19 protein-coding genes are annotated in these 20657 nt (G+C 63.2%); 6 read left to right on the top strand and 13 right to left on the bottom strand.

Annotated elements, in window-relative coordinates; translation table 11 throughout:
• Window positions 1-132: 132 nt before the first annotated feature.
• Genes HHL26_RS13585 through HHL26_RS13570 form a run of 4 tightly spaced genes read right to left on the bottom strand, consistent with a single transcriptional unit; the run spans window position 133 to window position 4426 of the window.
• A complete protein-coding gene (locus HHL26_RS13585) occupies window positions 133-2448 on the bottom strand; it encodes a xanthine dehydrogenase family protein molybdopterin-binding subunit (protein WP_066555476.1) in 2316 nt (771 codons plus the stop codon).
• The gene (locus HHL26_RS13580) at window positions 2445-3431 is read right to left on the bottom strand and encodes a xanthine dehydrogenase family protein subunit M (protein WP_066555477.1); all 987 of its coding nucleotides are present in this window, start codon (window positions 3429-3431) and stop codon (window positions 2445-2447) included. Before HHL26_RS13580 ends, HHL26_RS13585 begins: the two co-directional genes overlap by 4 nt.
• Complete coding sequence (locus tag HHL26_RS13575; protein WP_066555478.1) at window positions 3428-3934, bottom strand: 2Fe-2S iron-sulfur cluster-binding protein; 507 nt, start codon at window positions 3932-3934, stop codon at window positions 3428-3430. The genes HHL26_RS13580 and HHL26_RS13575 overlap by 4 nt, the downstream gene beginning before the upstream one ends.
• Window positions 3935-3991: 57 nt before the next feature.
• A complete protein-coding gene (locus HHL26_RS13570) occupies window positions 3992-4426 on the bottom strand; it encodes a MarR family winged helix-turn-helix transcriptional regulator (RefSeq protein WP_066555479.1) in 435 nt (144 codons plus the stop codon).
• Between the two features lie 295 nt (window positions 4427-4721).
• Here HHL26_RS13570 and HHL26_RS13565 point away from each other — a divergent pair, with 295 nt between their 5' ends.
• Both HHL26_RS13565 and HHL26_RS13560 read left to right on the top strand, forming a co-directional pair.
• Window positions 4722-5333: a hypothetical protein gene (locus HHL26_RS13565; RefSeq protein WP_066555480.1), complete on the top strand. Its 612-nt coding sequence runs from the start codon at window positions 4722-4724 to the stop codon at window positions 5331-5333.
• 129 nt (window positions 5334-5462) lie between these two features.
• On the top strand, window positions 5463-5612 hold the full coding sequence (locus HHL26_RS13560; RefSeq protein WP_140404481.1) for a lmo0937 family membrane protein: 150 nt from the start codon (window positions 5463-5465) through the stop codon (window positions 5610-5612).
• A 142-nt stretch (window positions 5613-5754) separates the two neighbouring features.
• On the opposite strand, the gene HHL26_RS13555 is transcribed toward HHL26_RS13560, so the two are convergent.
• Window positions 5755-6171: a BLUF domain-containing protein gene (locus tag HHL26_RS13555; protein ID WP_066555481.1), complete on the bottom strand. Its 417-nt coding sequence runs from the start codon at window positions 6169-6171 to the stop codon at window positions 5755-5757.
• Between the two features lie 228 nt (window positions 6172-6399).
• Between HHL26_RS13555 and HHL26_RS13550 the strand changes: the two genes are divergently transcribed.
• The 4 genes from HHL26_RS13550 (at window position 6400) to HHL26_RS13535 (ending at window position 9043) form a co-directional block, all read left to right on the top strand.
• Window positions 6400-6981, top strand: a complete 582-nt coding sequence (locus HHL26_RS13550) for a hypothetical protein (protein ID WP_066555482.1) — start codon at window positions 6400-6402, stop codon at window positions 6979-6981.
• Window positions 6982-7064: 83 nt separating this feature from the next.
• The gene (locus tag HHL26_RS13545; RefSeq protein ID WP_066555486.1) at window positions 7065-7676 is read left to right on the top strand and encodes a response regulator; all 612 of its coding nucleotides are present in this window, start codon (window positions 7065-7067) and stop codon (window positions 7674-7676) included.
• Between the two features lie 56 nt (window positions 7677-7732).
• Complete coding sequence (locus HHL26_RS13540; protein WP_169576132.1) at window positions 7733-8011, top strand: hypothetical protein; 279 nt, start codon at window positions 7733-7735, stop codon at window positions 8009-8011.
• Window positions 8012-8149: 138 nt separating this feature from the next.
• Window positions 8150-9043 carry a formyl transferase gene (locus HHL26_RS13535; protein ID WP_066555488.1) on the top strand — a complete coding sequence of 298 codons (894 nt, stop codon included), beginning with the start codon at window positions 8150-8152 and terminating at the stop codon, window positions 9041-9043.
• On the opposite strand, the gene HHL26_RS13530 is transcribed toward HHL26_RS13535, so the two are convergent.
• The 8 genes from HHL26_RS13530 to HHL26_RS13495 form a co-directional block, all read right to left on the bottom strand.
• Window positions 9015-10082, bottom strand: a complete 1068-nt coding sequence (locus HHL26_RS13530) for a glycosyltransferase (protein WP_066555489.1) — start codon at window positions 10080-10082, stop codon at window positions 9015-9017. The two genes, HHL26_RS13535 and HHL26_RS13530, sit on opposite strands and share 29 nt — an antisense overlap.
• The gene (locus HHL26_RS13525) at window positions 10079-11380 is read right to left on the bottom strand and encodes a lipopolysaccharide biosynthesis protein (RefSeq protein ID WP_066555490.1); all 1302 of its coding nucleotides are present in this window, start codon (window positions 11378-11380) and stop codon (window positions 10079-10081) included. The genes HHL26_RS13530 and HHL26_RS13525 overlap by 4 nt, the downstream gene beginning before the upstream one ends.
• Window positions 11377-12165, bottom strand: coding sequence for a glycosyltransferase family 2 protein (locus tag HHL26_RS13520; protein WP_066555492.1), 789 nt, complete (start codon window positions 12163-12165; stop codon window positions 11377-11379). The genes HHL26_RS13525 and HHL26_RS13520 overlap by 4 nt, the downstream gene beginning before the upstream one ends.
• A complete protein-coding gene (locus HHL26_RS13515) occupies window positions 12165-13361 on the bottom strand; it encodes a hypothetical protein (protein WP_066555496.1) in 1197 nt (398 codons plus the stop codon). The genes HHL26_RS13520 and HHL26_RS13515 overlap by 1 nt, the downstream gene beginning before the upstream one ends.
• Before the next feature lie 65 nt (window positions 13362-13426).
• Window positions 13427-14932 carry an MFS transporter gene (locus HHL26_RS13510; protein WP_066555499.1) on the bottom strand — a complete coding sequence of 502 codons (1506 nt, stop codon included), beginning with the start codon at window positions 14930-14932 and terminating at the stop codon, window positions 13427-13429.
• A gap of 149 nt (window positions 14933-15081) precedes the next feature.
• Complete coding sequence (locus tag HHL26_RS13505; RefSeq protein WP_066555501.1) at window positions 15082-17139, bottom strand: glycoside hydrolase family 97 protein; 2058 nt, start codon at window positions 17137-17139, stop codon at window positions 15082-15084.
• A gap of 11 nt (window positions 17140-17150) precedes the next feature.
• The gene (locus HHL26_RS13500) at window positions 17151-18740 is read right to left on the bottom strand and encodes an alpha-glucosidase family protein (RefSeq protein WP_066555504.1); all 1590 of its coding nucleotides are present in this window, start codon (window positions 18738-18740) and stop codon (window positions 17151-17153) included.
• Window positions 18737-20569: an alpha-amylase family glycosyl hydrolase gene (locus HHL26_RS13495; RefSeq protein WP_066555505.1), complete on the bottom strand. Its 1833-nt coding sequence runs from the start codon at window positions 20567-20569 to the stop codon at window positions 18737-18739. The genes HHL26_RS13500 and HHL26_RS13495 overlap by 4 nt, the downstream gene beginning before the upstream one ends.
• Window positions 20570-20657: the final 88 nt, after the last annotated feature.

The following is a 20657-nucleotide window of genomic DNA, read 5'->3' as shown; positions in this document are numbered from 1 at the left end:
AGGCATCCCGCTCTCCTGACCCCATTATGCGGCAGCCCAGCGCTGACCGCGGAGAGAAGCGAGTGATCCATGGGAACGGTCACGAATACGAGGAAACAGCTTGACCCAAAACGCCCCAATCAGAGAAAACTCTTAGGGCAGAAGCTTGTCGAGCGTGATCGGCAGGTCGCGCACGCGCTTGCCGGTCGCATTGAAGACGGCATTGGCGACAGCCGCGGCAACGCCCGCCACACCGATTTCTCCAATGCCGCGGGCGCCCATCGGCGCGCGTGGATCGGGGATGTCGGTCCACAGCACGTCGATCTCCGGCACGTCGAGATGAACCGGGACATGATAGTCGGCAAGCGAACCGCTCATGATCCGCCCGGTGCGTTCGTCGAGCAGCGTTTCCTCGGTCAATGCAAGGCCCAGGCCCATGATGATGCCGCCGCGAAACTGGCTGGCGGCCGTCTGCGGGTTGAGGATACGGCCGCAATCGAAGGCGCCGACGATCCGCGACACCCGTACCTCGCCCGTCACCTGGCTGACCTTGACCTCGCAGAAAATCGCGGAGGTGCTGTGCATCGCGAATTTCAGCATTTCCAGCGGTGGTCCGCTCTGGCCGGTGGCGCTCACGCTTTTGCGTCCGGCGCGTTTCAGGATCGAGGCGTAGCTTTCGTGACGCGAGGGGTCTCCGATTTTCCGGAGGCCGCCATTGGCCGTTTCGACCTCGCCCGCACGGAGACCGGCAAGCGGGGTATCGTTGCCGGCCAACCGGATCAGTTCCGGGATGAGTTTCGCGCTCGCGGCGGTAATGGCCGCGCCGAGCGATGCCGTCTGGGAAGAACCGCCCGCCATGCTGCCGAAAGGCAGGCTGGAATCGCCGATCTCCACGGTGACGTTTTCCAGCGGCAGGCCCAGCCGGTCGGCGGCATGCTGGCGCTGCACGGTCGTCGTGCCCATTCCCATTTCATGGGCGGCGCTGGCGACCGTGGCATGGCCGCTCTCGTCGATCGTGATCCGTGCCGCCATGCCGGGCATGCGCGCATAGGGAAAGGTGCCGCTGGCGCAGCCCATGCCGATCAGCCATTCGCCGTCGCGTTTCATCCCCGGTTCGGCCGATCGCCGGTCCCATCCGAAGCGTTCGGCGCCCATGGCATAGGCCTGCATCAGGTCGCTCTGGGAATGAGGGGCGCCGGATAGGGGCGCGCAATGCGCGACATTGCGGCGGCGCAGTTCGATGGGATCGAGGCCGATGGCATGGGCCAGTTCGTCCATCGCACTTTCCAGCGCGAAGGTGCCCACGGCTTCTCCCGGCGCGCGCATGAAGCTGTTGGCGAGCAGGTCCAGGTCGATATGGCGCTGCTCGATCTTGAAGGTTTCGGCGGCGTAGAGCGTGCGGCCGGTCATGCTGAACTGCTCGTCGCAGACGCTGTGCAGGGGTTTTACGGAATAGCCGGTATGGATGAGCGCCTTCAGCCGGCCCTCACCATCGGCGCCCAGTGCGAAGCGTTGTTCCGTCGCTGAGCGTCCGCCGATGAGGCGGTGTATGGACTTGCGCGACAGCACGATCCTGACCGGACGCCCGGCGAGCCGCGCCGCCGCTATCGCCAATATCTGGTGATCCCATAATCCCTTGCTGCCAAAGCCGCCGCCCACGAAGGGAGACAACACCCGCACCTGATCTTCCTTGAGGCCGAAAATCTTGGCCAGGGACCCGGCCGTCGCATGGATCATCTGCGTCGCGTCATGGACCAGAAGCCGGTCGCCGTTCCACTGGACCGTGGCTGCATTCGGCTCGATCGGATTGTGATTCTGCCAGGGCGTGCGATAGACCGCATCGACCTGATGGGCTGCCCCGGCCAGCGCCGCTTCGGCGTCCCCGATGGTGACGGGATTTTTCTCGATCAGGATGGAAGGCGGGGTCCGCGCCCCGGCCTTGCCGTCCTCGAATCGCGTGCGGGCGGAGGCGCGCTGATAGGTGATCGCGATCAGGCTGGCCGCGTGATCCGCCTCTTCCTGCGTGTCGGCCAGCACGACCGCGACGACTTGCCCGTTCCAGCGGATAGTGGCGTCCTGCATGACGGGCAGGATATTGTTGCCAGCCGCTTTCAGGTTGGAAATGCCGATTGCCGGCGGCACCGCCATTTTCGGCGCATTATGGTGCGTCATCACGAGCCGGACGCCGGGCGCGGCCTCGGCGGCCGCCACGTCCAGCCGCTCGATCGTGCCCCTGGCGATCGTGGAATGAACGAAGGCTGCGAACAGCAAGCCGTCCAGCGGAATCTCCGCGGCAAAGCGCGCCGCGCCCCGCACCTTTTCGGGACCGTCCAGGCGCGGCTGTTGCGTCCCCAGCGTCACGCGCTTCTCGATCAGCGGATCGGGCCTGCCGCCTGGCAGCCAGCCGGCGGGAACCTGGCCCAGCACCGCGCGGACGCCGCCGACGATGGCATTTTGCAGCTTGCTCATGCCCGCTTCTCCGCCAATTCGCCAAGGACGGCGGTCAATGTGCGGCGGAGAAGGTCGGGCTTGAAGCCATTGCCCGCCAATGTCCGGGCCTCGACGAGTTCGGCGTCGGCCGCCTCGCGAAATACCGCTTCGGATGGAGCGCGCCCGCGCAAGACCGCTTCGGCCCTGAGGGCGCGCCATGGCTTGGGCGCCACGCCGCCAAATGCCACACGAATACTATCGATGAAGCCATCCTTCACGTCGAGAATGGCGGCAACCGATATCAACGCAAAAGCGTAACTCGAACGGTCCCGCACTTTGCGATAGGTCGAATGGATCGCGGCCGGCAAGGGCGGCAGGCGGATGGCGGTGATGAGGTCGCCCGGTTCCATCACGGTTTCCAGATCGGGGCGATCGCCGGGCAAGCGGTGAAAATCCACGATGGGGATCGTTCTTTCACCGCTGGTGCCCATGACCTGCACATCCGCGCCAATCGCCGCCAGCGCCACGCACATGTCCGACGGATGGGTCGCCACGCATTGGCCGGAGCCGCCCAGGATCGCGTGATAACGGGTGAAGCCCTCTATCGCATCGCATCCGCTGCCGGGCTGGCGCTTGTTGCAGCGGGCGCCCTCCGGATCGTAGAAATAGGCGCAGCGCGTGCGTTGCAGGATATTGCCGCCGACCGTCGCCATGTTGCGGATCTGGCTCGATGCGCCCGACAGCAACGCGCGCGATAGAAGGGGGTAGCGCGTCCGTACCGCCGGATGCGCGGCCAGCGTGCCGTTGCGTACCGACGCCCCGATCAGCATCCCGCCATCCTGCGCCTCTTCAATGGCGGCTGGCAAGCCGGTCAGATCGACCAGGGCGCTCGGTTTCTCCACATTCTGCCGCATCAGGTCGACCAGATTGGTGCCGCCGCCAAGAAAACGCCCGGCGCCGTTCGCGCCCTGGCGCATCGCGTCCACGACATCCTCGGCGCGCCCATAGGAAAAGGGGTTCATGCATCCGCTCCCGCCATATAGTCTTCGATCGCCTCGACGATCCCGTTATGCGCGCCGCAACGGCAGAGATTGCCGCTCATGCGCTCCCGGATTTCTTCGCGCGTCAGGAGGGGGGCCGCCGAAAGATCTGCCGTCACATGACTGGGATCTCCGCGTCCGGCTTCCTCAAGCATGGCCAGGGCCGAACAAATCTGGCCCGGCGTGCAATAGCCGCACTGCAATCCATCATGCCGGATGAAGGCTTCCTGCAAGGGATGGAGCCCGCCATCCTCCTGCCCCAGCCCCTCGATCGTGCGGACCTCCCGGCCATCGACCTGCACCGCCAGGGTCAGACAGGATAATATGCGCTGACCGTCGACCAGCACCGTGCAAGCGCCGCAAGCGCCCTGGTTGCACCCCAGCTTCGTTCCGGTGAGGCCAAGGCGGTCGCGCAGCAAGTCGAGCAGGGAAACCCGCGGGTCCGCGGGCACGGCATAATCGGAACCGTTGATTATTATCGCCATCGCGCATCTCCGATCGTTTTCGGCGCCCACGCAGAGATATTACGAATTTCGTAGTATTCAAGGTTCGCTCGACGCAATTTTTCCCGTCAGGCGGATCAATTGCTCCCGTTCCTCCCTGTCCAATGCCCGGAGCATCCAGCGAGAAGTTTCCCGATAGGCCGCGATATGATCGTCGACCACATTCCCGCCCTTCTCGGTCGCGCTGAGGGCGACTGAGCGGCGATCGTCAGCGGGACGGCGGCGTTCGATCAACGCCTTGCGGACCAATCGGGTGGTAGCCGACGACATGGTCGTGATCGCCACGTTGAGATAACGCGCGACATCGCTCAGGCCGCAGCCGGGATGGTCCCGGACATAGATCAGCGTCTGCGCATCGAGCGGATTGAGCGCATTCTCTGCCGCTGCCGCCGCCTCCGCGACCTTGAAGCGCCGCGTGAATGTGCCGAACGCCTGCGTTAACTGGTCGACTTGGGACTGGGTAGGTTCGGTCATGGGCATGCGATCACAATTGAGAGAACTGCGCCTATCATAGCGGCGACCATATCTCCATGTCATAGAACCGAAAGGGCGGGATCTTTTCGGCGGACATGGCGTTCCCGAGCTTCTGGCATCGCCGATTTTACAAGGAAGGTGAAGCGCAGCTTTAGCCTGAATAAGGGGAATATTCGTCCGGCGGGCGAGGCATGCTGACACTGAACAGCGCATGTCATGGCATCTCGACAGCTAAACGGAACACAGTTGCAGACTGGTTCGTTTTAGAGGTCCGAAAACAAATAGAGGAGAGTATATGCGTGAGATCAGCCTTTCCATGCGCGCTTTCGCTGCTGCATCGGCCTTGTTCCTGGCGACCGCTCCCGCGCTTGCCGGAGATGAGGAGCGCGCTCTTGCCGCGATCGCGCAAGCTCAAGGGAAAATCGATGCCGCCGCCAAGCTGAAGGCCGGCGACTTCGATCCGGCCGTGCTGGCCAAAGCGCAGGCATCGTTGCGGCTTGCGCAGGAACAGCTCAAGAGCGGCAAGGAGCAGGCCGCCATCCGCGCCGCCGTCGACGCGCAGCAATTCGCGGACACGGCGATCGGTGAAAGCCAGGCGCGCACCGATGCCGACGCGCATATGCACGCGGCAACGGCCACGGCCGCGCAGCAGGATGCCGCCGCCGCGAATGCGCGGGCCGACGCCGCCGAACGCGCAGCGGCTTCCGCTGCGGCCGATGCGCGGGCCGCTCGCGCCGCCGCTATCCCGGCGCCCGCAACCACCACGGTGACGACCGAAACCGTCAAGACCGCGCCCGTCACCGTGCGCAAGGCCGCTCCGGTCAAGCGCAAGGTCGTGCGCAAGTCGACGAGCCCGGTCCGCGCTTCCGTTGTCGAAAAGACCACGACGACCGTCACGCAGCGATGATCGCAGGACAGGACGGTCTCGGCATCGATGCCGTCCTGTCTTCCTGCGTGTAAGACTGCAGGCGCGGGACCGGAACTATTATATCGTGAAGCGATTGCGCTGATACGATCATTCAGAGGCGAGACGACCATGTTGTGGACGATCCTTATCATCATCCTTGTTCTTTGGGCACTTGGCGCATTTATCGTGCCGGTGGGCGGAGGACTTATCCACCTGCTGCTGGTGCTGGCGCTGATCGTCCTTGTCTATCAGCTTGTCACTGGCCGCCGTGTCCCATGACCAATTTGGATCAATATTCGTGACCAGCATCGTTGAAATTGATCCGGATCGGTAAGTTTCAGGGACGTCTGGGAAGGTGACGATCGTGAGGTGGACGGACCCTATATCAGCCTGACGGATAGGTAGAGCTTTGTGACCGCTGTCAGCTACGGCCGCGGATCGAGAATTCCGACATCATCTGAATGAGCGCTTCGATCCCTTCATCGCCCTTTTCCAGGGCGTCATTCAGGGACCGTTCCACTATATCCGCGACGAAATGGGAGGGGCCGGCATAAGCGAGCGACCAGGTGACGAAGTGACGATGGGGCGTTTTTCCCGATGCGATCGTCCTGACGTCGCTGTGTCGCGAGTCTCGCAGGATGCTCGCCTTGAGTTCTTCGATCGCGGCTGGCGCACCTTCCAGATATTGCGCGAAGCGGCGGCCAGAGAACAGGAGGGTGCCCGTCACATTCAGCGAACGATTGCGCGGGACCGAGACATGGACGATTTCCCGAATGCGTTCTTCGGCGTCGATCGTGTCCAACTTGCTGGAGCTGATATAGGACCATCGTGCAAGCATGTGCTGATGATGCCATTTGCCTGAGAAAAGTAAAGGCGAGGCGCATGGTGGGACTGGATTGCGCCTCGCCTGTTTCATGGGCCTGCCTCGGAGAGTACGGCGCCCAACAGTCTAAAGGGATGAAGGTTAATGCCGGCCTTCCAGGGATTACCGTAGAACTACCTGGCGCATGAACACGCGTGGGTAAGGCGCTGCTTTTATCGGATTCTCGAATCTGCGGGAACCTATATGGCCAAAGAAATAGAACAATCGTCCAATAAGGAGAGCGCGATGATGGAGAAACGCCGTCATCCGCGACAAACCGTATTCAAGACGGCGCTGCTCTATCCCGTTGTGGAGGAAGCCAACCTTTCCGTCGAGAATGTGTCGCACGCCGGATTGAGCGGACGATGCGCCTTGTCGCTGGGCTTGCATCAGCAGGTTCATGTGAGTTTCGACGAGACCAGCTTTCGTACGGCCGAGGTTCGTTGGATCAATGGTTCCAGATGCGGTCTTCTGCTTGAGGAGACATTGCCCTGGGTTCCCGGCGAGGAGCCTGATGCGAACATCGCATCACAGAAATATGAACCTCGCAGTCAGCGTTTGACGGTGAATTTTTCGGCAACCTTGGTAACGTCGACGCCCGTATTGATCGGGACGATCCGCAATCTGTCGGTTGAAGGGATGATGGTCGAAGTGGGGGGCGTGAGCGAGGGAACGCGATTGCTTGTGAAGACCCGGGGCCTGGATGTACGCATGGGGCGGGTGCAATGGTCGAGCGGCGGGATGATCGGGATATTCTTCGAACCTCGCCGCATGGCGACGAACTGACGCTGATAAAAAGAAAGGATCGGAGCCGAAACCATAGAGAGCTTCGCGCGTTGGCGGGAAGATGATGGTTTAGGCAATTGGCTATGAACCCTGGATGTCCAGTCTATATCGTGGACCACGACAGCAAGACGCGCCAATATCTGGTGCGCGTTTTGCGGCCGGAGGGGTTTGAGCCCATGCCCTTTTCCTGCGGCGCCGACTTTATCGAAGCGCTTGATTTCCTGGCCCCCGGCATTGCCCTTGTGGAATTGCACCTTGCGGATATGGATGGCGGGGCCGTTCAGGAGGAGCTTCTGTCCCGGCGGCTGGACATGCCCCTGATCGTGATGACGGAGTCACCCGACATTCCGACGGCGGTGGACGCCATCAAGCGGGGAGCGGCGGATTTTCTGGAAAAGCCCTTTGCCGACAGCCTGCTTTTCAAGATGCTTGCCGAGGTCCGGCCGATGTTGGAGCGGCGCGCCGAAATCCAGCGACGGAGGGAAAGTGCCGCGGCTCATCTGGAGAGCCTGACGAAAAGGGAATTGGACATCGTGCGGGCGCTTGGTTCCAGCAGCAGCAATAGGGACGTGGCCGATGCGCTCCAAATCAGCGTCAGAACGGTCGAAATGCATCGCGCCAGCATCATGAAAAAATTCGGCGTAAAGAGGTTCTCGGAAATAATCCTCGATCTTTCTGATTCAACTTTACCGTGATCGTAAGATAATGTGAATTTTCGGTCTACCATCATTCAATATAAATTGGATTGGTAATGACAAAATATGATGTTCCTGGCCCATCATTTGGGTTCGGAATTGTCAGAAAAAAGTGGACGGACCTCAGAGATTCATCTGACAATGAAACATCGCCTATATTCAGGCCATGGTTAACATCGAAAAAACCAGATAAAGATATTGCATTATATGACGATGATTATGGTGAATATTTCAAATCGAAGGAGGAATGCGAAAAAATAATAGACCGATATAAGAAGATACAGCAGGCCATAGCTGCTTCTGAGAATAAGGGTAGGGTAGATCGCTTATGCTGAACGCATGCTCCCCGCGCCATCGATAATGGGTCGGTGCGCCGTGCCTTGTTAAATCTTCACCGTTTTTTCGCCAGCCCCAAACCCCCGCGACAGGAATCTCTTGTCTTTCGTCGGGAGAGCGTGCGAGTGCCTGCACCCATGCCAAGGCGAAAGGATATATGGCGATGCGGCCTCGTCAAGCAGCCGGTCGCGGCGGTCATCGCGGCGGGCGGCATCGGCGGGCCGGTGAGCTGGATCGGGGAGGAGCCGGATTTCCAGTTCCTGGCGGACCCTTTCGGCTGGCAGGGCGAGGATGGGCGGCTGCATATTTTTGCCGAACATTATGATTATCGCACCCGCCATGGGACGATCGAGCGGTTGCTGTTCGATGAGGCGATGCGGCTGCTCGACCGCCGCCCCTGCCTGGTCGAGCCGTGGCATCTTTCCTATCCGCAGGTCTTTGCCGGGGAAGGGGCGATATGGATGCTGCCGGAGGCGCATCGGTCGGGCGCGCTGACGCTCTATCGCGATCATGGCGGGCTTGTCGACTGGCGGGCGGAATGCCGGATCGCGCTGGATTGCGTGCCGGTCGATGCCAGCATCCTGCGGCATGAGGGACGCTGGTGGCTCTTCTATTCGCCCGCCACGGACAAGCGGACGAAGATCGCGCATCTGCATGTCGCTTGGGCCGACCGGCTGTGCGGGCCATGGACGGCGCATCATGGCAATCCGGTGCGGATCGACCGGCGTTCGGCCCGGCCCGGCGGCACGCCGATGGTGATCGATGGGCGGATCATGCTGCCGGTGCAGGATTGCGCGGACACCTATGGCGGGGCGATCCGGCCGCTGTGGATCGATCGGCTGGATGAGGCGACCTTTATGGCTGAGGCAGGGGATGCCCTGGCGTTGCCGGATTCAGCGGGGGTCTATCGGGACGGGATGCACACGCTGACCGCCTGTGGCGACATGACCTTGTTCGATGTGAAGCGGGTCGATCGGTCGCTGCGCGGGCTGATGCTGGATGTCAGGCGCGGGCTTGGCGGATATGGTTAAGGATTGCCGCGCCGGTGGTAGCGAAGCGATCCTGCGAGAAGCGGTCAAGCATGTCCCGGCGGGCCGCCTCGCCCATGATGTGCAGCCGAGCGGGATCGGTCAGCATCGTTCCTAGAGCCTGAGCCAGCCCATCCGGATCGCCGGGGGGCACGGTGAGGCCGGTGACGCCCTGCCGGATCGAGAAGGGCAGTTCACCCACCGCCGAAGCGACGACCGGCAGGCCCGCCGTCAGCGCCTCATGCGCGGCGATGCAGAAGCCTTCGGAGCGCGAGGGTTGGACATAGAGGTGCAGGCCCGACAGGAACGCGCGGGGATCGTCGATATAGCCGGTGAATAGCACCTCCACGCCCGCCTCCCGCGCAAGGCTTTCGAGCCGCTCCCGCTCCGCGCCGTCGCCCGCGATGGAAAGGGTGAAGCTTGCGCCCTTCAACCGGGCGAGCGCGGCGATCAGCACGTCATAGCCCTTGACCGGATGGAGGCGGCCTAGCGTGCCGATGCGGACCGGCTCGCCGGGCTGCCAGGCGCGCGCCTGCGGCATGGCGGGATCGGCGGCGAAGATCGGCCAGCAGAGCAGCCGGTCCTGCGGCACACCCAGCCGCTCCGCCGTCAACGCCGTGACGGATTGCGAATCCCCGATCCAGAACAAGGCGCGGGATGCGAGCAGGCGCATCAGCCGCCGGTTCCAGGGCTTCAGAAACGCCGCGTGCTGCCAGCTCACCACCGGCAGGCCCAGCATCGGGCCAAGGATCAGGCCCAATATCGTCGCCCGGCTGAGCGAGGTCCAGATATGGGTGGCGCGCCAGTCCAGCAACTGCCGCCGCAGCCATAAGGCGGCGGCCAGATGATCGGTCAGCCCGCCCTCGCGCACGACCGGGTCAAGCCCGGCCTCCACCATGGCGGACAGACCCCGCCGGTCACGGGGGGTTAGGGCGAAGACGCGCACTTCCGCGCCCGCATCGCGCAGGACGCGGGTGATGGCCGGCACCGGCTGCGCCGCGCCGCCGCCCTCGACCGAGTTGATGACATAGGCGATCCTCAATGGGCGAGGCTCCTGCGCCAGACCAGGCCAGCCAGCAACGCGCTGGCCAGCAGCGCCTGTCCCACGGCCTGCACCCCCGCGCCCATCAGGCCCATATGGTGGAGCAGCGGCGGCAGCAGCGGCAGGAAGATCAGGCTGGCGAAGAGATTGGCGCTCATCGACAGCGCGGGGAAGCCCATGGCGGAGAGGGCGGAACTGCACGGCGGCCCGATCACCGCGATCATCCGCGCCGCGATCAGCACGACCATGACGCTGCCTGCCGCCTTGAACGCGGGGCCGGCCAGCAGCGTGACGATGGGTGTGGGAAAGATCGCGGCGATGACCACCACGGGCGCGGCTGCGGCGAGCGCGATGCCGATCACCCGGCGCAATGTCCGGCGCAGCGGCGCGCCGCCTTGTCCGGCGGCGACCATGCGGGCGAGTTCGGCATAGGCGGTGTTACCCAATATCTGCGCGGGCTGGGCGATGATGACGGTGGCGCGTTGGGCGACCGCGAACAGGCCCGCCATGGCTGGTCCCAGCACCCAGCCGACGATCAGCGGTGCGATCCGGCCCGCCAGTTCGCTCAAGGTGACATCGGCGTTGCTCGCCACCAGGAAGCGCCAGATGCCCGGATTGTCCTGCACTGCGCTGCCGCGTTCGGGGTGGCGCAGGATCGTGCCGAGCCTGTTGAGGGCGCAGATGAGGCCCATGCCCCAGAGCACGGCGAATTCCGCCAGCGCGGCGGCGAGCCATGCGCAGAGAAAACCCTTCAACCCCCAGCCCAGCAGCCAGGCCAATGTCGCGCCGATCAGGCGCACCAGCGGCTGCACCATATTGTGCAGGCCGATCAGGTCGAAACGGCCAATCAATTGCAGATAACCCGCCGGAGCCGATCGCACCGATCCCAGTACCGCGAAGCTGTATGGAATGGCGAAAGCGACGGTTTCCGGCGGCCAGCCCAGATGTGGCCCGACCAGTGGCGCCAGCGCCATGGCCGCGACGATCGCTGCCGCTCCGCCCAGCAGTTCGACCGTCGTGCCGAAGCGCAGCAGCCGGGCCAGCCGATGCGGCGCATCCTCGGCACTCGCCTCCGCGCCATAGCGGACGATCGCCTGCCAGGCGGGAAATTCAACGATGCCGACCACCGCCGTCACATAGCCATGGACCAGCACCAATATGCCATAATCGCGCGGCCCCAATGCCCGTGCCGCGATGATGAGGTAGACAAGGCTGATCAGCCCGGCGCCGGCCTTTCCGCCCAGCACCAGTCCCAGCCCCTTGAAGATTCGCCCTGTGATTCCGGCCCGTTCCGTCATGCGATAGTGGAAGACCAGTCTTTCCGGCGCAAGGCAATGCCCAAGCTGTTGCGGGCAGCCAGGCGGCGCCCAAGGAAACGGTAGAAATACCAGTTCATCGCGGCGCGTGGGGCATAGCGGTAGAGCAGCCGCTCGCCCCGCGTCCAACTGACGGCCTTGCGCGAGGCGCGCCGGTCGGAGGGAAAGCAGACATGGCCGGGATGATAGACGGTCCGGCCATGCGCCATCACGCGATGGACGATCTCATGATCCTCCAGCACATAGGGCCAGCGTGTCGCATCGAACCCGCCCGCTGCGCGCAGGGCGCTGGCGCGGAAGGCCTGGGCATAGCCGCCCGCATGGCATTTGGCGGCGAAGCGGCGGCTCTTGCGCAGGATGAAGGCGATGCGTTGCTGCGAGTCCGCCGTGTCCTGGGGGGCGTAGAGATCGATGGCCATGACGGCGGCGGCCCTTGGGTCGCTGTCGAACAGGGCGATGACGCGCTTCACATAATCTGGGGGATAGTGGGTGTCGGCATCGCAGATGGCGACCAGCGGCGTGTCGACCCAGCTTAGCCCCATGGCCATGGCGTGGATCTTGCCCGGCGTCGGGCAGGGGAGGATGGTGGCGCGCTGGCCCAATGGCGCGGCGTGGATGGCGGCCTCCGCCGTCCCGCTGTCGGTCGATCCATTGTCGATCAGCAGCAGGCGGAAGCGCTGGTCGCTTTGCGCGGCCAGACTGTCGATGGTGGTGCCGATCCACCCTTCTTCATTGAAGAAGGGCAGGATGATGGTGAGCAGCGGCATCAGGCGGCTCGGACCGATGACAGGGGGATCACCTTGTCGCGCCGACGATGGGCGAGTTCAGCGATCACCGCCGCGGCGCGCTCCGACGAGGGGCGGCCGTCCAGGTCGAAGCTCTCCGCGAACAATCTTTCCTGGATCGGGCGGTAATGGCTTTCGTGCAGCGCCTTCGCTCGATCCAGCGCCGGGCCGAGTTCGTGCGGGCTGGAAATCACTTCTCCCGCCTGCCAGTGCGCGAAATTGGGATCGCCCTGCCAGTCGATGCCGTGGCTGTTGAGGAAGATGCAGGGCCGGGGCCGCAGGAGGAATTCATAGACCTGGCTGCTGGCGTCCCCCAGATAGAGGTCGGCCAGCAAGGTATAGCTCATGTCGGTTGAGGCGCGGCTGCCAAGGTCGATATGGATATTGTCGCCGTGCAGATAGCGCTTGTCGATCATGCCCGCCCGGTTGACCGTCAGCTTGTCGATGGTGACGATGAAGGGCCGCTCGAACAGCATGACATGGGGGGCGAAGATCAGTTCCTGCTCGTCATGCCGCAGAAAATGGTCCAGCACCTGTCGGCCATGGCTGTACCATGAGGACAGATGCGGCGAGCAATGCGGGTTGTAGAGGGTGATCGGCCGTTCGCGGAAGAAGCTTTGGCTGCGTCCGGCCTGACGGACCATGTCGAACTTGGGATAGCCGACGATGCTGATCGCTTGAGGATCGACCCCCGCTTCGGCAATCAGGCGGCGGCGGATCTTCTCGCCGGAACAGAGGACATGGTCGAAACCGGCGCTGGCCTTGTCGAAGCCGATGGCCCGGTCCCCGGCGCCGTGGCGGGTGTGCACCATGAAGAGATTGTCGAGGCCATAGCGCGTCTTGAGCAGCAGCGAGGTCTTTTCCGCGACGATCAGCATGTCGAGGCTGCGGAAAAAATCCAGATTGTCGCGATAGAAGAGCAGCTTGGCCGCAGGGAGCAGCTTGCCCAGCAGCCCCGCAATGCGTTCCGAACGGGGCGTCAGGGACAGCCGGACATGCTGGATCGACGAACCCAGCATCGGTCCGGCCAGCCGCTGCACCTCCGCCGCCAGCCGGTCGTTGGTGGTGGCGACGATGATCTCGCCGGGAAAGCCGCCGCTCGCCAGAGCCATGGCGATCGGCAAGCTATGGGCGACCTGATGAATCTGGTCGTGGTTGAACAGAAATCCAATGCGCATGGGACGACGACGCCACGCCCCGGCCACCACCGCAGTTGCAATTTGTCGTGCGCGAAATTTTTTTGTCAGGCGGCTGCGTCGCGGCACCGCAACGTTGCGACGGAGGCGAGCATCATCACGCCGGCAGCGAAAGCCATGGTCCAGATCGGCTCGGTCGGGAAGAAATGCCGCATGATCGTGCCCATGACGGTCGCGACCAGCAGTTGCGGGATCACCACGAAGGCGTTGAACAGGCCCATATAGATGCCGAGCTTCGCCTGCGGCACGCTGGAGGCGAGCATCGCATAGGGCATGGCGAGGGTGGAGGCCCAGGCGATGCCGATGGCGACTTCCGACAGCAGCAAGGCTTGCGCATCACGCAGGAACAGGAAGGAGAGGAAGCCCAGCGCGCCGAGCATCAGAGCGATCGCATGGGTCTGCGCCTGGCCGATGCGGCGGGCGAGCGGTTGGAGCAGGAAGGGCGCGGCGAAGGCGGCGACGCCATTATAGGTGGCGAAGAGGATGCCGACCCAGTTTCCGCCTTCATTATAGGCTGCGCTCGCCGGATCTGCGGAGCCGAAGACATATTGGGCGACGACCGGCGTGGTGTATATCCACATGATGAACAGCGCCGACCAGGTGAAGAACTGGACGAGCGCGAGGCGCTTCATCATGTCGGGCATGGCCGCGAAATTGCCGACGACATGGGTGAGCAGATTATCGCTGCGGCCTTGCCTTTGCAGCCAGCGCGCCGCCATCCGCGCCGCGCCATAGGTGGCGAGCAGGCCGCCGAGCAGATAGAGTTCCTTCTCCAGCGCCCAGAGACGGACGAACGCGATGACCGCCAGTCCGGCGAAGATCCAGAGCGGGCCGCCTGCGGGAATGGGCGGCGCAGTGACCGCTCCTGATTCTTCTTCTATTGGCTCGAAGCGGGCCATCTGTTCGGGCGAATATTCGCGGGTTGTTAGAACGGTCCACAGCACGGCGAGAAACAGTGCCGCGCCGCCGATATAAAAGCTGATCCTGACCGTATCGGGAATGCCCGAACCGACCGCGACATTGGCGACGCCCAGCCGGTCCAGCAGCCATGGCGTGGACGAGCCGATGACCGCCCCCGCACCGATGAAGGCGGTCTGGAGCGCATAGCCTGCCATATGCTGCTCCTTCGCCAGCATGTCCCCGACAAAGGCGCGGAACGGCTCCATCGAAACGTTGAGCGAGGCGTCCAGCACCCAAAGCATCATCGCGGCGGCCAGCAGGCTCGGCGCATTGGGCATGCCGAACAGCGCCAGCGCCGCGAACAGCGCACCCGCGAAGAAATAAGGCCGCCGCCGCCCGAAGCGGCACCATGTCCTGTCGCTATAATGGCCGATGATCGGCTGGACGAGCAGCCCGGTCAGCGGCGCCGCGATCCACAGCAGCGCCAGATCGTCCAGACTCTCGCCCAGCGACTGGAAGATGCGGCTCATATTGGCGTTTTGCAGGGCAAAGCCGATCTGGATGCCGAAAAAGCCGAAGCTGATGTTCCACAGGCCCCAGAAGCCTTGGCGGGGGCGGCTAAGGGGAGGCGGGCTGTTATTAGTTTGATCCATACATCCTCAGCCTGTTTACGCAGCTAGCTTTCCTTGAAGAACTCCGTGCTCCTGCGAAGGCAGGAGCCCAGCTCTGCCGTCTGAACTGGGTTCTCACGAGCCACTCGTCTCGTTCGAATGCCTACGCAGGAACACGGCGCGTCCAGAATTTACCGTTTGCCCTTCCCACCGCTCGCCACGAAGCGGATCGCCTGACCGCCCCCCGGCGCCAGATCGATGCTCAGCACGTCGCCCTTCTTCACAGCCTTCTTCTCGATCACGATGGCATGGCGCGCCTCGGTGCGATAGTCCGCCCCCGGCCCGTCCCGATAAATCTCCGCCACATAAGACCGCCCGGCATCCAGAAAGTCGAGCTTCACCTGACTTGACCGCGCTTCCTCATCCCCGATCGCGCCCAGATACCAGTCATTGCTGCCCTTGGCCTTGCGCGCGATGGTGACATAATCGCCCACCTCGCCATTCAGCACGCGGGTATCGGACCAGTCGGTCGGCACATCCTTGATGAACTGGAAGGGGCCGGGATATTTGGCGTAGTTCTCCGGCGTATCGGCCGCCATTACGAAGGGCGAATAGAGCACCACATAGAGTGCCAATTGCTTCGCAACCGTCGACTGGATCGCGCTCCCCTCGGAACCGGAGAGGCTGAGTACGCCCGGCGTGAAGTCCATCGGCCCGCCCAGCAACTGGGTGAAGACGAGGTTCGCTTCATGCTCGGGTGGGTTCTTGCCGCCGATCCAGGCATTATATTCCATGCCGCGCCCGCCTTCACGCGTCACCCAATTGGGGTAGGTGCGGCGCAGGCCCGTATCCTTCACTGGCTCATGGCTGTCGATGCTGACCTTGTACTTGGCGGCAGTCTGCACGACGCGGAGATAGTGGTTCACCATCCACTGACCCTCATGCCATTCGCGATGCTGGGAGCCGTCGGGATCGATCCGCTCGATCTGCCCGGCATCGGTGACATAGCCGGTCTTCACCACCTGTTCGCCATGCTTGGCTGCCCACGCAAACGCGCTGTCCAATTGGCCGTCATAATGGCTGGCGGAGCCGCCCGTCTCATGATGGCCGATCAAGGTAACACTCTTCGACTTAGCATAAGCGGCCAGCCCATCGGCGTCGAAATCCTCGGTTGGCTGGGAGAAGTTCATATCCTTGCCATTGCCGAACCAGTTGCCGTCCCAGCCGATATTCCATCCCTCGACCAGCACGGCGGGGATGCCGCTGGCAGCTGCGAAGTCGATGTAACGGCGGACATTGGCCGTGGCCGCGCCATGTTTCGGCCCCCGCGCCCAGCTCCAGTCGCCTTTGATCATGTTCCACCACACGCCGACGAACTTGCCCGGCTTGATCCAGCCCGACACGTCGCCCAGCTTATTGGGTTCGTTGAGGTTCAGGATCATGTGGTTCATGTAAAGCCCCGCCGCATCGTCCGCGATGGCGATGGTGCGCCATGGCGTCGAGAAACCGGCGTCGCGTGACACCTTGGGAGCGCCGGAGCCGGGCGTCAGCGTAGCGCGGAAAGTGTTGCCCTGCGCACGGGCGAGGTTCATCCCGGCATAGTCGACCAGAGCCGCCTCATGCAGTGCGACATGGGTGCCGCTGGCGAGCTTCACCGTCATCACCGTCTGCGCGGTGCCGACCGCGTCGAGCGGCGTCCTGTTATAGAGATATTCCTCCCGGTTCCACTCGAAGGCGGGCTTCCACCAGGCGGTGCCGCCCTCCGCGAAGGCAAACTGTGTCAGTTCCTCCGCGATATTGGCGTGATGCAGATGGAGCTGATCCGGCAGCGTGTAGCGGAAGGCCACGCCATCGTCGAACAGGCGGAAGGTCACATCCATCTCGCGCTGAAGATCGCTCTTCTCGCGGAAGGAGAGGCGGATTTCATTGTGATGGTCGCGGATACTGGACCATTCGCCCCAGGGTTGGGTCCATGTCGTGTCGTTCTTGCCCGTCTTGCTGTCGGCCAGCGTCAGGTTGCGCTCGATCTTCGGCGCGTCGGTGAACAGGAAACCGAGGCGGCTGTCCGCGATCAGCGCCTTCCCATCGCGCTGCACGGCGTAGCTGGGGCGGCCTTCATTATCGAGGCTGACGGTCAGCGTGATGCGGCCATCGGGGGAGGCGGCCTTGGCTACCACATCAGCACGGGCGATGGCCGGGGCGAGCGAGAGCGCAAAAAGGGGCAGCGCGAGCGCGGTCAGTTTGTTCATGAGAATTCCTTTTAGGCGTGCGCGACAAGACCGGAGGCTGGGGGGAAATGCCATGCTTCGATCCCGCCGGTGGACAGCAGCACCTGCCAATGTCCCTGCGGCGTCCATGTCACGGGCTTGTCGCCAAGGTTGAAGACGCAAAGCATCCGTTTGCCCTCATGAGCACGCTCGAACGCCAGCAGTTCATCAGACGCGTCGAGGAAATCGATGGTCCCGATACGCAAGGCCAGCGATCCGTTGCGCAGGGCAAGAACCCGCCGCGTCCAGTGCAGCAGGGAATCCGGCTGCGCTTCCTGCACATCGACGGCCAGCGCCCGATGGGCTTCCCCGACCGGAAGCCAGGGCTTGGCGTCGGAAAAGCCCAGATATTTCGCATCCGCCTGCCAAGGCATCGGCGTGCGCGCACCGTCGCGGGAGAGAGTCAGCGGCCAGTTGGCGATGGCTTCAGGATCCTGCAAATCCTCGAAAGCGATGTCGACCTGCGGCAGCCCCAATTCCTCGCCATAATAAAGGAAGATATTGCCGCGCAGGCAGGCGAGCAGCAGCATCTTCATCCGGCAATAGGCGTCCGGCTCCACCCCCTTGGCCCAGCGCGACACGGCACGCGGCGCGTCATGATTTTCGAACGCCCAGCTCGGCCAGCCGCTGTGGGTTTCAGCCGGCCATTTGACGAGCGCCGTCCTGAGGAATTCGGCGGTCAGCTCCGGCGCATAGAGGAAGTCGAAACCATAGGCCGTATTCAGCCTGCCATCGCCCTGCGTGAAGGTCTTCATCTCTATATCGCTGTCATCGCCGCCGACTTCGGCCACGGTGAAACGGTCCGCATATTCGTCGAAGACTTGACGAACCTTTTCCAGAAACAGCGGAATATTGGGATGGCTCTGGCTGTACTTCTTGATCTGGAAGTCGAAGGGACGCGTGCGTATCTTGCCATTATCGGGGGCGGGTGGATTGTCGCGCAGTTTCGGATCGTGCATCGAATGGTTGATCGCGTCGATGCGGAAGCCATCCACGCCCCGGTCCAGCCAGAAACGGATGATGTTGAACACGCTGTCCTGCACTTCGGGATGATGCAGGTGCAATTGCGGCTGCTGCGCCAGGAACTGGTGCATATAATATTGGCCGCGCCGCGCATCCCAGGTCCAGGCCGGGCCGCCGAACACCGACTGCCAGTTGTTGGGTGGCGATCCGTCCGGCTTGGGATCGGCCCAGACATACCAGTCAGCCTTGGGATTGTCGCGGCTGGAGCGGCTCTCGATGAACCAGTCATGCTCTTCGGATGTATGCGCCCAGACCTGATCGACGATGATGCGCAGGCCGAGTTCATGCGCCCGCGCCACCAGCGCGTCGAAATCCGCCAGCGTGCCGAAGATCGGATCGACATCGCAATAATCCGACACGTCATAGCCGAAATCGCGCATCGGGCTCTTGAAGAAGGGGGACAGCCAGATCGCGTCCACGCCCAGCGACGCCACATAGGGCAGATGGGCGGTGATGCCCTTGAGGTCGCCAATGCCGTCGCCATTGGAATCGGCAAAGCTGCGCGGATAGATCTGGTAGATGGCGGCGCCGCGCCACCAGGGGAGGTTTTGGTCGGTCATTGGGGAGAGGCACTCCGGGCAACGCAGATGCTGTAGCTGAGAGGGGGAAGGGAGACGGCGATGCTGCCGGGGGCGGAGGCGCTGGCGGCGCATTCGGTTCCGGCCAAAGTAGCGAAACGGTCGGAACGGACATCGACCTCGACCTGCGCCTTGATCGGCGCGGTCGATGTGTTGAAGGCGATCAGCGTTTCCGCGCCGCTCTCGGGATCGAAGCGGGACAGCGCGAAAAGGCCCGGCTGGTCGCCCCGCGCCCGGATGACCTCCTTACCGCGCCGCAAGGCCGGGTGGGCGGTACGCAGGCGGGCGAGCACGGCGATCTCCCGATAGAGCGGATGGCCAATGTCGAAGCGCGGCGTCGCCATGGTGGCATCGGTGCCGATCAGGCGATTGTCATTATAGTTCGCGACTTGGCTGCCGAACATATCCTCCCGAGCGTCCTGATCGCCGCCGTCGCCCACAAAACCCTGCTCGTCGCCATAATAGATGGTCGGCACGCCGCGCATCGTCAGCAGCATGGCGTTGGCCAGCATCACCCGGCGCAGCACTTCATCCTCGCTCGCCTGCGGAAAGGCGCGCCGCACGAAAGTCGAAAAACGCCCCGCATCATGGTTGCTGACGAAGGTCGGCAAGGTCCGCGCCGTTGCCTCGCCATCGCGATAAAGCGCATCGCCCGCCAGCATCCGCTCCCATGTCGCGGTCGCGCCGCTGCCCGCGACCGTCTCCAGCGCCGCCTGCCGGAAAGCGAAGTCCAGCACTGCCGGAAAGCCGCCTTCCTTGGTATGCCAGGCGAGCGGCCCCGCATCGACCGTCTCGACATAGACCTCCCCGAAAATATGGAAATTGGGGATGCCTTTCGCCCTGGCGCGGGCCTGCATGGCGGGAACGAACATCTGCCAGAAATGCGGATCGACATGCTTGGCCGTGTCCACCCGGAAGCCGTCTATGCCGAAGCGGTCGATCCAGCCGCCGAAAATCTCGATCATGCCCGCAATCACGCGGGGGTTCTCGGTCATCAGATCGTCCAGCCCGGCAAAGTCCCCCATGGTCGCGCTCTCGCCCGAATAGGTCGTTTCCCCGCGATTATGATAATGAAGCGGATCGTTGAGCCAAGCCGGAACTTTCATCCGCTCCTCGCCCCTGGGGATAGTGGGCGTATAGGCGTAGGATGGATCGGTCAGCTTCGCGAAATTCGCTTCGCCATGGTCCTGATCGCCCGCGAAACCGGCATTGATCGCTTTCCCCCCGACACCACCCTGCCGCTGATAGGGATAATCGGCGCGCGAACGATAGGGGCAGGGCTTGCCCGCGCACTCCCGATACTGGATCACATCAGCCGTGTGGTTGGCAATGATGTCCATATAGACCTTCATCCCCCGGCGATGCGCGGCTTCTACCAGAGCGGCGAAATCGGCGTCGGTGCCGAAATGCGGGTCGACATGGGTGAAGTCGGTGATCCAATAGCCATGATAGCCCGCGCTTTCCTGACCCTTCGGCCCCTGCACCGGCTTGTTGCGGAAGATCGGTCCGACCCAGATGGCGGTGGCGCCTAGCCCCTGAATATAGTCGAGGCGGCGGATCAGCCCTTTCAGGTCGCCGCCATGATAAAAGCCCTTGGAGGTGGGATCATAGCCGGTGACCAGCCGGTCCCCCTTCATGCCTCCCTTGTCGTTGGACTTGTCGCCATTGTCGAAGCGGTCGGGCAGGAGGAAATAGATGACCTCATCCTCCGGCAGCCGCGCCTGGAAATCGGATGGCTCGGCGGCGAGCAATGAGGCAGGGGCAGCCAAAGCGGCCAGCGCGGCAAACAGCGATGCTTTCCTTCCGCGCATGGAACGTGCCTCCCCTACCGCTTCTGGCTTGATTGCAGCGGCTTTCATAGGGGTCTTAGTCGGTTCGCACCCACCGGGCCAAGCAGCC

Source organism: Sphingobium sp. TB-6, assembly GCF_012927365.1.
In the GTDB taxonomy this organism is placed as follows: Bacteria; Pseudomonadota; Alphaproteobacteria; order Sphingomonadales; family Sphingomonadaceae; genus Sphingobium.
The sequence above is the reverse complement of the archived record's forward strand: the minus strand, read 5'-3'. Positions and strand labels throughout refer to the sequence as shown.

Coding starts and splice junctions, on each gene's coding strand:
- HHL26_RS13540 (WP_169576132.1), top strand. CDS start 7,733: ATGACAAAATATGATGTTCCTGGCCCATCATTTGGGTTCGGAATTGTC.
- HHL26_RS13495 (WP_066555505.1), bottom strand. CDS start 20,569: ATGCGCGGAAGGAAAGCATCGCTGTTTGCCGCGCTGGCCGCTTTGGCT.
- HHL26_RS13535 (WP_066555488.1), top strand. CDS start 8,150: ATGCCAAGGCGAAAGGATATATGGCGATGCGGCCTCGTCAAGCAGCCG.
- HHL26_RS13515 (WP_066555496.1), bottom strand. CDS start 13,361: ATGCGCATTGGATTTCTGTTCAACCACGACCAGATTCATCAGGTCGCC.
- HHL26_RS13500 (WP_066555504.1), bottom strand. CDS start 18,740: ATGACCGACCAAAACCTCCCCTGGTGGCGCGGCGCCGCCATCTACCAG.
- HHL26_RS13510 (WP_066555499.1), bottom strand. CDS start 14,932: ATGGATCAAACTAATAACAGCCCGCCTCCCCTTAGCCGCCCCCGCCAA.
- HHL26_RS13555 (WP_066555481.1), bottom strand. CDS start 6,171: ATGCTTGCACGATGGTCCTATATCAGCTCCAGCAAGTTGGACACGATC.
- HHL26_RS13565 (WP_066555480.1), top strand. CDS start 4,722: ATGCGTGAGATCAGCCTTTCCATGCGCGCTTTCGCTGCTGCATCGGCC.
- HHL26_RS13550 (WP_066555482.1), top strand. CDS start 6,400: ATGGCCAAAGAAATAGAACAATCGTCCAATAAGGAGAGCGCGATGATG.
- HHL26_RS13575 (WP_066555478.1), bottom strand. CDS start 3,934: ATGGCGATAATAATCAACGGTTCCGATTATGCCGTGCCCGCGGACCCG.
- HHL26_RS13505 (WP_066555501.1), bottom strand. CDS start 17,139: ATGAACAAACTGACCGCGCTCGCGCTGCCCCTTTTTGCGCTCTCGCTC.
- HHL26_RS13580 (WP_066555477.1), bottom strand. CDS start 3,431: ATGAACCCCTTTTCCTATGGGCGCGCCGAGGATGTCGTGGACGCGATG.
- HHL26_RS13525 (WP_066555490.1), bottom strand. CDS start 11,380: ATGACGGAACGGGCCGGAATCACAGGGCGAATCTTCAAGGGGCTGGGA.
- HHL26_RS13560 (WP_140404481.1), top strand. CDS start 5,463: ATGTTGTGGACGATCCTTATCATCATCCTTGTTCTTTGGGCACTTGGC.
- HHL26_RS13545 (WP_066555486.1), top strand. CDS start 7,065: ATGAACCCTGGATGTCCAGTCTATATCGTGGACCACGACAGCAAGACG.
- HHL26_RS13570 (WP_066555479.1), bottom strand. CDS start 4,426: ATGACCGAACCTACCCAGTCCCAAGTCGACCAGTTAACGCAGGCGTTC.
- HHL26_RS13585 (WP_066555476.1), bottom strand. CDS start 2,448: ATGAGCAAGCTGCAAAATGCCATCGTCGGCGGCGTCCGCGCGGTGCTG.
- HHL26_RS13520 (WP_066555492.1), bottom strand. CDS start 12,165: ATGCCGCTGCTCACCATCATCCTGCCCTTCTTCAATGAAGAAGGGTGG.